This window comes from Streptomyces diastaticus subsp. diastaticus, from assembly GCF_011170125.1.
Lineage (GTDB): Bacteria > Actinomycetota > Actinomycetes > Streptomycetales > Streptomycetaceae > Streptomyces > Streptomyces diastaticus.
Window position 1 is genome coordinate 1,654,962 of the sequence record NZ_BLLN01000003.1, and the last position, 12,156, is coordinate 1,667,117.

Genomic DNA, 12,156 nt, shown 5'->3' on the forward strand with positions numbered 1-12,156 from the left:
GGCCATGCCGTTGACCCGCCCGCCGCTCACCGCGCGCCACACTGGCCGCCGACAGCCACGGAGTCGGGCGTGGCGGTGAGGAGGCTTCCGATGGCTATTTCCGTTTCCGTGGCACTGCTGTTGCTGATCCTGGCGGTGATCTTCATCCGCAACGGCGGGCTGAAGCTCTCACACGCCACCATCTGCGTCCTCCTCGGCTTCCTGCTCGCCAGCACCTCCGCCGCCCCCACCATCCATCACACGCTCGTCTCCACGGCCGACATCATCAACGGTGTGGGCAAGTAGCCCGATCGGCCCGGCCCTGCCGCCGAACCCGGCGTGGAGGCCGGAGGCGGAGGCCGGTCAGCCGGAGTCGTGATCCGCGAGACGGCCGGCGCGAGGTGCCAGCTCCTCGGCCACCCACTCCAGAACCCCGTGAGCCGGTCCGGCCCCGGGCCGCCCCGGGTGATCCGGAAGCAGTGGCGGCGGCCGTGGAACACCGCCTGGGCGGCGTGTACCCGGGCCCGTCGCCGGACGCGGTCCCGGTCGAGCCCGGCGGCCTCCGCGAAGACGGCCAGGGTGCGGTGGACCTCGGCGAGCGGGCCGACGGACGTGAGCAACGCGCACCGGGGCCACCACCCCGACCCCGCCGTGCAGCACCTCGCCGACGGGCACGCACGCCCAGCGCTCCAGCAGCTCCGTCCCGTTCCCGGGCAGCTCGGAGAGCCAGGCGGCTCCGGCGTTTTCTCCCGTTCGACGAAGGTCCGCGCGAACGCGGGCGGAACGGTGACCATGCGGACACCGTGGACGGCCGGCGGCCCCGCATCCGGTGAACGGCTCCTGGAACGCGCCCGTTTCGTGTCCCCGCGCCCTTCGTGGCGGGCGCCGGGCGGCGGTCAGCCCAGAAGTCCGGTCGCGCCGTCCGTGAGCTCCCGGAGGATGTCCGCGTGCCCGGCGTGCCGTGCGGTCTCCTCGATCATGTGCACCAGGATCCAGCGCAGCGACACCTGCCCGAACTGCCGCTGCGGCACCACGTGGTCGAGGGCGAACCGCGCCGCGCTCGCCCGCGACCGGGCACAGGCCGCCTCGTAGGCCGTGAGCAGGTCGCCGACCGTCTCGTCGGCGCCCAGGACGAACGAGGTCCCGGGATCGGGTGGGGGCGAGGGCCGCTGTTCCAGGACGCGTACGAACCAGTTGTGCTCGACCATCGTCAGGTGTTTCACCAGCCCGGCCACGGTCGTCGCCGAGGAGACGTGCCGCTGTCGCGCCTGTTCTTCCGTCAGCCCGGTGGCCTTCCGCCGCACGATGCCGCGTTGACAGTCCAGGAACGTCTCCAGCACCTCGCGTTCGCCGCCCGCCACGGAACCCAAGACGGCCAGCACATCGGCATCGGTCATGCGCCCACGCTAGGAGCAGTCCCGGCACCTGCCAAGGGCGCGTGGTGGCGGGCGGGGTCACGAAGCCGCTCGTGGCCGGAGCCGGCTCGCCACCAGGCGCCCGAGAGCCCACGCGGCCACCGGCCGGTACAGCAGCACGGCGGGCAGCGGGCCCGAGACGGTGAGCCGCGTGCCGCTGCCGCCTCCGGACGCGGCCAGTACCTCGTGCCGCAGCCTGAGCACCAGCGGCCCGAGCCCGGCGTGCCAGCTCCACACCCGTCGCGCCTCGTCCACCCGCTCCACGACGAACCGGACCCGCACTCCCGCGTAGGAGAAGACCCGCCCGCCGACGCCCGGCGCGATCCGGTCGGCGCCGGTCTCCACCCGTCTGATCTGCGGTGCCCAGCGCGGCCGGAGCGCGGGCTGGGCGTACCTCTCCCACACCACGTCCGGGGCGGCGGGGCCCGCGCGGTTCACCGTGCGGGTGGCCACGCGGCCGGTTCCCGGTGCGGACGCCCCGATGGCGTCATCGTCGCCTCCTCGTCCGCAGGGCCTCGGGCCGGTGCACCGCCGTGGCGCCGGACTTGGCGCTGCGGACCTCGTACTGCGGTTCCTCGGGGGAGGCGTCGACCGTGCGGCCCGCCGCCTCGGTGCGCTCGGTGATCTTCCGTACGACGCGGCCCACGGCCTCGCCACCCGGCGACGACCAGGTCACCTCGTCGCCTTCCCGCGGTGCGCGCTTCTCCCGCTTCTTCGCCATGTCCGGCTCCCTCGGTGCGGCACGGCCCCCCGTCGAGGACAGCACGCCCAGCGGGTTCCGGCCAGTGGGGAGGTGCTGTGCCCCGCTGCCCGGACCAGCGCCCTGTGCCGGCGGAACAGGCAGCCGTGCCCCGTTCCCACGGCCGAGAAGTCGCCCTGTGACCGGATGGGCACGCCTTCTTCACCCGCCGTCGTGTTCCGGTCCCCCGCACCGGGATACGCGCACCCGTACCCTCTCCCCCCACCGCCAGGAGTCACCGTGGCCCTCGTCGCCGTCCTGCTGCCGCTCCTCCTGCTCGGCGCCCTGCTCGCCCTCGGCTGGTACGAGGAGCTGATGCTCGGCCCGCCCCGGCGCCGCGCGCGGCATCTGCGGCTCGTGCCCGATCCGGGGGAGGAACCGGCCCCGCCCTCGCCCGCCGAGGCGGCGCCGGCCCGGCGGCACGCCGCCTGAGCGGTCCGGTCGCCCCGGCGGCGTCCCGTGCGTCGGCCGTGGGGCCGGGCCGCGCACCGTGCCCGACTCGACGCGGATCGCCAGGCCGGTGTCGTGCGGGCACCCGGGCCCGGATGTCCCGCGCCGCCGCGCCGACGGTGTCGCACTCGGCGTGGCCGGTCCGAGGCCCGAACCGGTCCGGCCCGCTGCCGGGACCGCGCGCGGACGCCGGCGCCGCCGGGACCTGACCCGGATCGACGCCGTGTCGCGGACTTTGGCGGTCGATGCGGCGGCCCTCCTCACCGCCGGCCCCGCCATGCGGCGGACACGATCCGGCAGGAGACGGCCCGCCGCAACGCCGAGGCGTCGCCCGGAGCGCCGGGCCGCCCCCACGCCCTGGCGCCGCCCCCCGCGTTCACAGCTCGCCCGACGGGCGCAGTCGCACCCCGGCGTCGAGGGGGCCCGCCGCCGGCAGCGGCCACGTGCGCAGCCACACCCGGCCGGACACGGCGTCCAGATCGGCCCACCCGTAGGTCCGCGCGTCGTCCGACCGGTCGGCGTGGTCGCCGAGGAAGAAGAACCTCCCGGGCGGCACCGTACGCGCGGCCGGGGCCGCCGAACGCCTTCCGTCGGCGGCGCAGCAGGGCGTGGGCAGGCCGGCCTCGGCGGCGCCCGGCACCGTGAACTCGTGCCACCGTCCGGCACCCGCCCGGCGGACCAGGACCCGCTGCCCCGCCGCAGGGCCGGGAGCGATCCGCACCTGGTCGCCGGGGAGCGCCACCACCCGCTTGACCAGGAGGACGTCCCGTCCCGGAGTCCGCATCAGCACCACGTCGAAGCGGCCCACGTCGTCCTCGGACACCGGCAGCGGCAGCACCCGCTCGCCGTCGTGCAGGGTCGGCTCCATGCTGTCGCCGTCGATCCGCACGCTCAGCAGCGCGGTCGCGGCGAGCGCGAGCACCACGAGCCCGGCCGCCGCCACCACGGCCCCCACCACCCGGCGCCCACGCCCACCCCTCTCGGGCGCGTCCTCGGGGCCGGAGGTTCCCGCCAGGCCACCCGTCGTCACCGGTCCACCCCTTCTCCGTCACCGTCAGGGCCCAGGGCGCGCCGCGGCGTCATGGGCGTGCCGGGGAGTACGGACCCGCGCCGGGCGGGTCCGGAGGGCCGCCTCGCGACAGGCGCGGCGGCCGCGTCCCGCCGCGGCGGCAGCCTGCGCGCGTGCGCTGGTGCGCGCAAGGACACCGCGCCGCGACAAGGGGCCCGGCCGCAGCCACTCAACTCTGCGGCGGCCTGGCCGGAACCACCGGACCCGCCGCCTCCCGGTCCTCCCAGTCGGCCCGGCCGCCGGGCCCGAGCACCCCGGTCGTCCTCCGCAGCTCCCGCGCCGGCATCCGCGCGAGGCTGCGTCTGGCGATGTGCGAGACGACCAGGGGCAGCACCGGCCGCAAGGGCTGGACCAGACGGAGCCACCGGGGCGCGTACACGGCCGCCGCCCGCCGCTCGACACCCCGCACCAGCCACCCGGCGACCTGCTCGGCCGAATGGACCCGGCTCCCAGGGCCGGGCTGGTGGGCCCGCAGCTCCCGCAGGACGGGATGCGCCTCGATCCCCTCGATCATGCCGGTACCCGTCCAGTGCAGATAGGCGATGCCCACCTGGACCCCCTCCGGCTCCAGCTCCGTACGCAGCGCCTGCGCGTACGACTCGACGCCCGCCTTGGAGGCGCAGTACGCGCTCATCAGCGGCGCCGACCCGAAGGCGGCCGTGGACGCCACCTGGAGCAGGTACCCCCGGGTCCGGACGAGCTGGGGCAGGAAGGCCCGGGCGGTGGCCGCGCTGCCCAGCAGGTTGACGGCGATCACCCGGTCCCACAGCGCGGCCTCCGTGGTGGCGAAGGGCCCCGCCGCCGCGATGCCCGCGTTGGCCACCACCACCGAGGCCGGGCCCATCCGTTCGGCCACGCTGCGTGCCGCCCCGCGCAGGGCCGCCTCGTCGGTGACGTCGACCTCCAGCGAACAGGACTCCGTCGGCAGCGACCGGGCCACCTTCTCCAGGGTCCCCAGCTCCCGCCCGATCAGCGCCACCCGCAGTCCGCGCTCCGCCAGCCGCCGGGCGGTCGCCGCGCCCACCCCGCGGGCGGCCCCCGTCACCACCGCGACCCGGCCGGCACGTCGGTCCCCGTCCATGCCCCACCTCCCTCGCCGCACCGGGACGCGCGCCACGCCGCCGTGCTCCGGCCAGTCGACCACGGCGTCCGGGCACGGGCGCGACCGGTTGGTGCCACCGGGTGAGGCAGCGCCCCGTGCCCGGACGCCGGCGTCGTACATCTGCGGTCCCACCCCGACCGCCCGCGTAGCACTTGAGGACTACACGCCGCCCCCCACGGCGGAGGAGATCACTCCGTTCCTGCAACCACCCACGCCCGTAAGCGTCTTGGCCATTGTCAAGATCAGCAGCGAGTGGACCGGAGGTGGACCTGATGGGTCTGACGGAGCAGGTGACGGCCGTGGAGGCGGGCGAGTCCGGGAAGGCGTCGGCGCCGGAGTACCAGGGCGCACTCGGAAGCCTCTCGGTGAACGCCTCGCTGACCGACGTACTCGCCCGGGGCGTCGAGGAGCTGCGCGCCGCGGAGTCGGCCGGCGACCTGAAGGAGACGGCGCGCTGCTCACTGGCGGTCGCGGAGGCCTGCCGGCGGCTCGGCAGGACGGCGGAGGCCGACCAGGCGTGGAAGGCCGGCTATCGCGCCGCCCGTGCCGCCGGCGACGCCGCGGCGATGGCCTGGGCCCTGTGGAGCGGTGGCACCCTCGCCCGCCAGCGCGGCGCCTTCCGCCTCGCCTACCGGCTCCTGGCGCTCGCCGCCGAGTGGGGCGAGCGCGGCGGTGACGTCGTCGTCCGCGGCTACTCGCTCGCCGGGCTCGCCGAGACCGGCCGCATCCAGGGCGACTACGCGGCCGTCGAGGAACTCCACGAACAACTGCTGGCCGAGGCCCGTCGGCGAGGAGAGGCCCGGCACACCGTCTGGGCCCTGGAGGGCATCGCCCAGATGCACCGCAACACCGGCGCCTACGACCGGGCCCACGCCCTCTTCGAGGAGGCCGCCGAGATCGCCGACCGCGCCGAGGACCGGCGGGGCTGGGCCTGGGCCCTGCGTGGCATGGCCGACGTGGTCTCCGTCCGCGACGGCGACGTGGAGCAGGCCCTGACACTGCTCAGCCGCGCCGAGGCCGCCTGCCGCACGATGGAACTGCGCGGCGCGCTGGCCTTCAACCTCAAGATGCGCGGCAACGTCCTGTACCGGGCCGGCCGCTACGACCAGGCCCGCGAGCTGTACACCCGCGCGCTGACCGAGTTCCGCGACATGGCCGAACCGCGCGGCACCGCGCTCTCCCGCCTCGGGCTGGCCAAGGCACGTGCCCGGCTGGGCCGCGACAGCGCCGAGACAGCCGCTGAACTGGCCGTACTGCGCACGGAGCTGAACCGCATCGGCCTGCACCACGCCCGCGACATGGTGGACAAGGCGGCGGCCGAACTGGGCGTGGGGCCACTGCCCGGCCCCGTGCCCCGCGCGGCGGCGGCCACCACGCCGCCGGACGCCTACCGGACCGAGGCCCTGCGCGCCACCGACGTGGCCGGTCTGCGATGAACCGCGCCGCCCGCACCACCGCGCCCCCCGCCCGCGAGGCGCCGCTCACCCTCCCCGGCCACCCGGCCACGGCGCCCCCGCCCGACACCGCCCGCGCCACCGCCGTACTGGCACGGTGCCGGGAACTGACCCGTCCCGCCCTCGTCGACGCCGTCGGCCGCCTCGACCCGTGGACAGGGCGGATGGCCGCCTACGCGCTCGGCTGGCGCGACGCCGGTGGCACCCCCGACCCCCAGGGCTCGGGCGGCAAGGGCCTGCGCCAGGCCCTCGCGCTCCTCTCCGCCGAAGCGGTCGGCGCGACCGGCGCGACGGCGCTGCCCGCGGCGGTCGCCGTGGAGCTGGTCCACACCTTCTCCCTGCTGCACGACGACATCATGGACGGCGACCCGCTCCGGCGCCGCCGCCCCGCCGTGTGGCGCGCCTACGGCGTGGGCCCCGCCGTCCTGGCCGGCGACGCCCTGCACGCCCTCGCCGTGCAGAGCCTCGCCGAGGCGCCGGGGGACCGGGCACCCGCGGCGGTACGCCACCTCAGCCGGACGCTGACCGCGCTCGTCCGGGGCCAGGCCGACGACCTGCGCTTCGAGGAGCTCCCGTGGACCGGCCCCGACGCGGCCGGCCTCGCCGCGTACCGCGCCATGGCCGAGCACAAGACCGGCGCGCTGCTGGGCTGCGCCGCCGCCCTCGGCGCCGAACTGGGCGGGGCGCCGCAGGCGACGGTCGCCGAACTGGACCGCGCCGGGCGGCACCTGGGTGTCGCCTTCCAGGCCGTGGACGACCTGCTCGGCATCTGGGGGGACCCGGCGCTCACCGGCAAGCCCGTCCACAACGACCTGCGGCAGCGCAAGAAGACCTACCCCGTCCTCGCCGCGCTGGCCGGAGCCGGTCCCGCCCGCCGTGAACTGGCCGCGCTCCTGGACTCCGACAAGCCTCTGGAGGGCGCGACCGCGGCGCACGCCGCCGCACTCGTCGACGAGGCGGGCGGCCGCGCCGCGACCCGGGCCGAGGCGAGCGCCCAGCTGGATTCGGCCCGCGCGTGCCTGCGCGCCGTCCGGCCCGATCCGGCGGCCGCCCGGGACCTGGACGCGCTCGTCGGCTCCCTCCTCGACCGCGCCTGGTGACCCGCGCCCCGCCATCTCGTGCGGAGTCGCGCCCCCTCCCGCACGATGGACGTACCCGCCGGCCCCGGCCGGCGGGCGGGACGACAGCCACTCGACACGAGGAGAGCGCCTGATGAGCGTGCCCGAGGAGAACCGCCGGAAGACCGGCAAGACCGACCCGGCCGCCGAGGGGGACATCGAGCAGAAGCAGCCGCAGCGCCGCCGCCGGGCGGACGAGCGCGGGCGCGGCGAGAGCCGCACCATGGGGGAGGCCCTCCAGGAGGCGGACGTGAAGCCGGAGGACTACGAGAAGTAGCCCCCGAACCGCCCGGCGGCCACCTGTCCGGGTCTCCGGGTTGTGCCGGGGCCCCGAGCGCCGCGCCCCACGGTGGGGCGGCATCACGACGAGCGGGGCCGGGGAGCCGCCTCCCGACCTTCCGGGAGCACCACATGAGCACCCACGGCACTCCGTTTCCGTTCGACCCGACGCGCGTCCCCCTCGGCCCGCACGGCACGTGGCTGCCCACCGAGGAGTGAGTACCGACAGGCGTCCCCGCCCGCCTCAGAAGGGCGACGGCTGCCCCGCGGACACCGGGCCCCGGGCCGGCCGTCCCGGTTCCGGCGCGCCGTGCCGGAACCGCGGGCCGGTCGGCTGGAGATCGTGCCGCACGTCCGCAGCGGCCACCCCAGCCTCCGGGAGCGCGTCCAGCACGGTACGGATCATCGCGGGCGGCCCCGACAGCAGCACCTTTCCTGGGGAGGGCGTGGCATCACGGGCCACCGCGGCCGCCAGCCGCCCGTACCCGTCCCCGTCCGCCGCCGGGCCCGTCACCGGCACCACCGACAGCCACGGCCGGCGGCGTTCCAGCCCGGTCAGATACTCCGTGTCGTACAGGGCGGCCGCGTTCTCCGCGCCCAGGAAGAGCCGCACCGTGCGCACCCCGTGGCCGGGCGACAGCCGTACGCGGCGGTCCACCTCCGCCAGCAGGGCCTTCATGGTCGCCCACCCGGTGTCCCAGGCGACCAGCCGCAGATCCCCGACGGGCTCCTCGCCGAGCGTCAGGTTCCCCCTCGGCGGTCCGAGCCGCACCTCGTCGCCGGCGGCCGTGCCGCGCACCAGTGCCTCACTCACCCCGCCGGGCCCCGTGCACCGGACGTGCAGCTCCAGCTCACCGTCGGCCCCGGGTTCACCGGCGAGGTAGTACGGCCGCCAGGTGTGCGGCAGCAGAGGCGACTCCACCGCCGTGTACTGCCCGGCTTCGTACCGGAAGCTCTCGTGCGGTACCACACGGAGCACCGCGAGACCGGAACCGATGAGCCGGTGCTCCGTCACCGTCGCCCGCCAGAACGGCGGCTCGTGCAGGGCGGCGTCCGCGCCCTGGATCATGGCCGTCACGCCGAACCGCACCATCCGCAGCCATGCCTCCTCCAGCCGCGCACTCCCGCGCTCCCCGGCCCGCGCGCGCAGCGCTGCACGCAGCGCCTCCTCGAACGCCGCGTACTGCGCCGGGCGCACCCCCAGTTTCCGGTGGTCGCGGCCCAGCCGGGTGAAGGTCTCCGTGATCTCCTCCGGCCGGTCCAGGTGCTCCAGCAGATACCAGAACGCCCGCGCCAGGTGCGCCTCCTGGAAGGCCATCTCGCCGGGGAAGAGGCCGCGCAGCGCCGGGTGCCGCGTGAACAGCACCTCGTACAGGTGGGTGATCAGCTCCTCGAAGGGGGCCACCAGCTCCAGGTGGCGCATGATGACCCGCTGGTCGGCCGCCCCGTCGTACACCTCACCGGCCGGACGCCGCGCCGCCCGGCCCCCGCCCGGTTCCTCGCTGCCGGCGGGAGCCAGCAGCTGCTGACGCAGCCGCATCGCGTCGTGCCGGGCGAGGAGCGCGTGGTAGGCGCCGTTCTCCGTGCTCGTGCTCCCCGAGAGCTGGGCGGGTCGGGGCATGGATGGGCTCCTTGGCAGATGTGGGGGCAGAAGGGACAGGGCCGGCCGCGGACACGCGCCCGCCCACCGGTCCCCGCCAGGTGAAACCGCAGGTCAGTATGGCATTGCGGGGATATGCCCGAATGGCCCTGCCGGACAGGGCCATTGGTCCCTGGACAGCCGCACCGGCGACCCCGCCGGGCGGAGCGGCAAACACTATGAACGCAATGGCCGACAGGGTGTCCCCGGCCCCGGACGCTTCCTAACATCCCGGCTCACAGCGTGAGTTCACGCAGAGGCACAGCACGTACAGGAGCCGCTCCTTGACCACCCCCGACCTCCGGCGCCGCACACCGTGGCCCGCACTCCGCCGACCCGGGCAGGCCGTCCTGTCGGCCGTCCTCGCCGCCCTGTTCCTCGGCACCCTCGGCAACGCGCCCGCCGGCCACGCCCGCAGCGCCCCGCCGCGGCCCACGGCCGCCGACTGCCCGCTCCGGCTCACCGGCACCGCCCGGTGCTACACCGGTCAGGACGCGAACGGCGCCCACTGGACGATGGCCGTACCGGTCCGCTGGAACGGCTCACTCGTCGTGCACGCCCACGGCGGCCCCGACCTGGGCGACACCTCCGACCCGGCCCGCAGCGCCGACGACCTCGAACGCTGGGCCGTGATGGTCGACGAGGGGTACGCCTGGGCCGGCTCCGCCTACCGCCGGGGCGGCTTCGGCACCCGCATGGCCGCCGCCGACACCGAGAACGTCCGCCGCCTGTTCACCGACCACTTCGGCCGCCCCGGGCGGACCTACCTGCACGGCCAGTCCTGGGGCGGCGACGTCGCCGCCAAGACCGCCGAGACGTACGGCGGCCGGCCCGGAGCCTACGACGGCGTCCTCCTGACCAACGGCGTCCTCGGCGGCGGCTCGCGCGGCTACGACCACCGCGTCGACCTGCGGGTCGTCTACCAGTACTACTGCCGCAACCACCCGCGCCCCACCGAACCCCAGTACCCCCTGTGGCAGGGAGTGCGCGCCGGCTCCACGCTGACCCCCGCCGGGCTTGGCGCGCGCCTCGAGGAATGCACCGGCCACACCCTGGACCCGGCCGAGCGCACCGCCGCCCAGCAGCGCAACCTCGACGACATCCTGGCCGTCACCCGCGTCCCCGAACGGACCCTGGAGGCTCATCTGCGGTTCGCCACCTTCACCTTCCGCGACATCGTGACCGACCGGCTCGGCGGACGTAACCCGTTCGGCAACCGGGGCGTCCGCTACACCGGCTCCCACGACGACGCGGCACTCAACGCGGGCGTCGAACGGTTCGCCCCCGACCCCACCGCCCGCCGCGACCTCTCCTACGACAGCGACCTCACGGGCAAGGTCTCCCTCCCCGTCCTCACCCTCCACGCCATCGACGACCCGACGGCCTTCGTCGAGCACGAGGCGGCCTACCGCGCCACCGTGCACGGCGCCGGCCGGGGCCGGAACCTGGTCCAGACGTTCACGAAGGAGAGTGAGCACAGCGGGCTGAGCGACTCCGAGTACGCCAACTCCCTCGCCGCCCTGGACGCCTGGGCGCGCACCGGACACAAGCCGTCACCGCGGGCGATCGCGGACTCCTGCGAGAGGTACGACGCCACCTACGGAACCGGGTGCTTCTACGATCCAGACCACCGTCCCCCGCCGTACGCCTCGCGGGTCCGCCCCCGTCCCGGGGGCCTGGACTGGCCCGCCATGACCGCCGCCCGGGAACGGGCGTGGAGCCGGATCGGGGGAGTGGGCATCGCACCCTGACGCCCACCCCGGCGGGGCTCCCCGGAGCCGCCGCGACGTGGCCGGCCGGCTCCGGGCGAGGCCAGGGGCCGCCACGAAGCGCGAGCCGGCCACGACCGGCCCGCTCGGCCGCGACGCGGGGGTTTGCCACGGGGGCCGGGCCGGTCCGTCCGGAGTAGCCGGAGAGGCGGGGGGAGGTCCGGGCGCGCAGGCTGGGGGAGACATGAGTGATGTACGAGGCCTCGGCCGGCGTGGGTATCGCGTTCGTTGGCTGGCGGCGGGCTCCGGAGCGGTGGCCGCCGCCGTCCTTCTCGCGCTGCCCCTGGCCGGAGTCCCCCCTTTCGGTGGCGGCCCGGCCCCGCAGGCCCGTACGCCCGCCACCCCGGCCGACCCGCTCGTCTGGGCCAGGACGCTGAAGCCCCCGATCGTCACCCGCGCCCAGTGGGGAGCCGATCCGGCGCTGCTCGACCAGAAGCCGCACTACGCGGACGAGGTACGGGCGGTGGTCATCCACCACACCAGCCATCCCAACGGTTACGACTGCGCGGACAGCCCCGCCCTCGTCCGGGAGATCTACGAGGCGCACGCGGTGAACGAGGCATGGGGCGACATCGGTTACAACTTCCTCGTCGACACCTGCGGCACGATCTTCGAAGGGCGCCTCGGCGGTACGGACCGCGCGGTGATCGGGGCGCACACCGTCGGCCTGAACACGGGCACCACCGGGATCGCGGCGATCGGCACCTTCACGGCCGGAACACCGGTGCCCGAACCGATGCTCCGGTCGATCGAGAAACTCATCGCCTGGAAGCTGGGCCTCGCCCAGACCGCTCCCGCCGCACGGACCCACCTCCTCTCCCGGAACAGCGACAGCCGCTTCGACAAGAACACCACGGTCACCATGCCGACCGTCTTCGGCCACATCGACGCCTACGAGACGAACTGCCCCGGCGACGCCCTCATGCGGCTCCTCCCCGCCCTGCGCGAGGGCGCCGCCCACCTGCAGGGTGAGGCGAAGGTCCTCGCCCACGAGAAGGACCGGCAGACCCGCCGTCAGGCGGACGGCGCACCGGGTGGCCCCGCCGCCCGCCCCGCCCCGTCCGGAACCGGCTGACCGGCCCCGTCCCCGCCGTCCTGAGGAGGCACGGCACCGCCGCGTCCGGCCGGCCTCCAGCTCGGTAG

Annotated in this window: 13 protein-coding genes; 7 read left to right on the forward strand and 6 right to left on the reverse strand. The window is 75.8% G+C overall.

The window, feature by feature from the left end:
- Positions 1-90: 90 nt before the first annotated feature.
- Positions 91-285, forward strand: coding sequence for a hypothetical protein (locus Sdia_RS15855; protein WP_100455765.1), 195 nt, complete (start codon positions 91-93; stop codon positions 283-285).
- Between the two features lie 590 nt (positions 286-875).
- On the opposite strand, the gene Sdia_RS15860 is transcribed toward Sdia_RS15855, so the two are convergent.
- From Sdia_RS15860 to Sdia_RS15870, 3 genes are read right to left on the reverse strand one after another with little or no spacing between them, the layout of a single operon-like run.
- Positions 876-1,376, reverse strand: coding sequence for a DinB family protein (locus Sdia_RS15860; protein ID WP_124288310.1), 501 nt, complete (start codon positions 1,374-1,376; stop codon positions 876-878).
- Between the two features lie 57 nt (positions 1,377-1,433).
- The gene (locus Sdia_RS15865; protein WP_189500581.1) at positions 1,434-1,847 is read right to left on the reverse strand and encodes an SRPBCC family protein; all 414 of its coding nucleotides are present in this window, start codon (positions 1,845-1,847) and stop codon (positions 1,434-1,436) included.
- 34 nt (positions 1,848-1,881) lie between these two features.
- A complete protein-coding gene (locus Sdia_RS15870) occupies positions 1,882-2,115 on the reverse strand; it encodes a hypervirulence associated TUDOR domain-containing protein (RefSeq protein ID WP_124288312.1) in 234 nt (77 codons plus the stop codon).
- Between the two features lie 258 nt (positions 2,116-2,373).
- On the opposite strand from Sdia_RS15870, the gene Sdia_RS15875 reads away from it, so the two are divergent.
- Positions 2,374-2,565, forward strand: coding sequence for a hypothetical protein (locus Sdia_RS15875; RefSeq protein ID WP_100455769.1), 192 nt, complete (start codon positions 2,374-2,376; stop codon positions 2,563-2,565).
- A gap of 394 nt (positions 2,566-2,959) precedes the next feature.
- On the opposite strand, the gene lepB is transcribed toward Sdia_RS15875, so the two are convergent.
- Together lepB and Sdia_RS15885 are read right to left on the reverse strand one after the other, a co-directional pair.
- Positions 2,960-3,541, reverse strand: coding sequence for a signal peptidase I (gene lepB, locus Sdia_RS15880; RefSeq protein ID WP_115068295.1), 582 nt, complete (start codon positions 3,539-3,541; stop codon positions 2,960-2,962).
- Between the two features lie 280 nt (positions 3,542-3,821).
- Positions 3,822-4,733: an SDR family oxidoreductase gene (locus Sdia_RS15885; protein WP_115068294.1), complete on the reverse strand. Its 912-nt coding sequence runs from the start codon at positions 4,731-4,733 to the stop codon at positions 3,822-3,824.
- A 293-nt stretch (positions 4,734-5,026) separates the two neighbouring features.
- Between Sdia_RS15885 and Sdia_RS15890 the strand changes: the two genes are divergently transcribed.
- The 3 genes from Sdia_RS15890 to Sdia_RS15900 all read left to right on the forward strand — a co-directional run bounded on the left by Sdia_RS15890 (position 5,027) and on the right by Sdia_RS15900 (position 7,603).
- Positions 5,027-6,190 (forward strand): tetratricopeptide repeat protein, encoded by a 1,164-nt coding sequence (locus Sdia_RS15890; protein WP_164495089.1) that lies wholly within the window; start codon positions 5,027-5,029, stop codon positions 6,188-6,190.
- Positions 6,187-7,308, forward strand: coding sequence for a polyprenyl synthetase family protein (locus tag Sdia_RS15895; protein WP_100455773.1), 1,122 nt, complete (start codon positions 6,187-6,189; stop codon positions 7,306-7,308). Before Sdia_RS15890 ends, Sdia_RS15895 begins: the two co-directional genes overlap by 4 nt.
- A 112-nt stretch (positions 7,309-7,420) precedes the next feature.
- Positions 7,421-7,603: a hypothetical protein gene (locus Sdia_RS15900; RefSeq protein WP_100455774.1), complete on the forward strand. Its 183-nt coding sequence runs from the start codon at positions 7,421-7,423 to the stop codon at positions 7,601-7,603.
- Positions 7,604-7,849: 246 nt separating this feature from the next.
- On the opposite strand, the gene Sdia_RS15905 is transcribed toward Sdia_RS15900, so the two are convergent.
- A complete protein-coding gene (locus Sdia_RS15905; RefSeq protein WP_115068292.1) occupies positions 7,850-9,226 on the reverse strand; it encodes a globin domain-containing protein in 1,377 nt (458 codons plus the stop codon).
- Between the two features lie 302 nt (positions 9,227-9,528).
- On the opposite strand from Sdia_RS15905, the gene Sdia_RS15910 reads away from it, so the two are divergent.
- Both Sdia_RS15910 and Sdia_RS15915 read left to right on the forward strand, forming a co-directional pair.
- Positions 9,529-10,995 (forward strand): hypothetical protein, encoded by a 1,467-nt coding sequence (locus Sdia_RS15910; RefSeq protein ID WP_189500580.1) that lies wholly within the window; start codon positions 9,529-9,531, stop codon positions 10,993-10,995.
- Positions 10,996-11,197: 202 nt separating this feature from the next.
- Positions 11,198-12,088: a peptidoglycan recognition protein family protein gene (locus Sdia_RS15915; protein WP_100455777.1), complete on the forward strand. Its 891-nt coding sequence runs from the start codon at positions 11,198-11,200 to the stop codon at positions 12,086-12,088.
- Positions 12,089-12,156 lie beyond the last annotated feature (68 nt).

What these genes read in the sequence shown, in the direction of transcription:
- Sdia_RS15870 (WP_124288312.1), bottom strand. Translation starts at nt 2,115, where the DNA reads ATGGCGAAGAAGCGGGAGAAGCGCGCACCGCGGGAAGGCGACGAGGTG.
- Sdia_RS15885 (WP_115068294.1), bottom strand. Translation starts at nt 4,733, where the DNA reads ATGGACGGGGACCGACGTGCCGGCCGGGTCGCGGTGGTGACGGGGGCC.
- Sdia_RS15915 (WP_100455777.1), top strand. Translation starts at nt 11,198, where the DNA reads ATGAGTGATGTACGAGGCCTCGGCCGGCGTGGGTATCGCGTTCGTTGG.
- Sdia_RS15900 (WP_100455774.1), top strand. Translation starts at nt 7,421, where the DNA reads ATGAGCGTGCCCGAGGAGAACCGCCGGAAGACCGGCAAGACCGACCCG.
- Sdia_RS15895 (WP_100455773.1), top strand. Translation starts at nt 6,187, where the DNA reads ATGAACCGCGCCGCCCGCACCACCGCGCCCCCCGCCCGCGAGGCGCCG.
- Sdia_RS15860 (WP_124288310.1), bottom strand. Translation starts at nt 1,376, where the DNA reads ATGACCGATGCCGATGTGCTGGCCGTCTTGGGTTCCGTGGCGGGCGGC.
- Sdia_RS15890 (WP_164495089.1), top strand. Translation starts at nt 5,027, where the DNA reads ATGGGTCTGACGGAGCAGGTGACGGCCGTGGAGGCGGGCGAGTCCGGG.
- Sdia_RS15855 (WP_100455765.1), top strand. Translation starts at nt 91, where the DNA reads ATGGCTATTTCCGTTTCCGTGGCACTGCTGTTGCTGATCCTGGCGGTG.
- Sdia_RS15905 (WP_115068292.1), bottom strand. Translation starts at nt 9,226, where the DNA reads ATGCCCCGACCCGCCCAGCTCTCGGGGAGCACGAGCACGGAGAACGGC.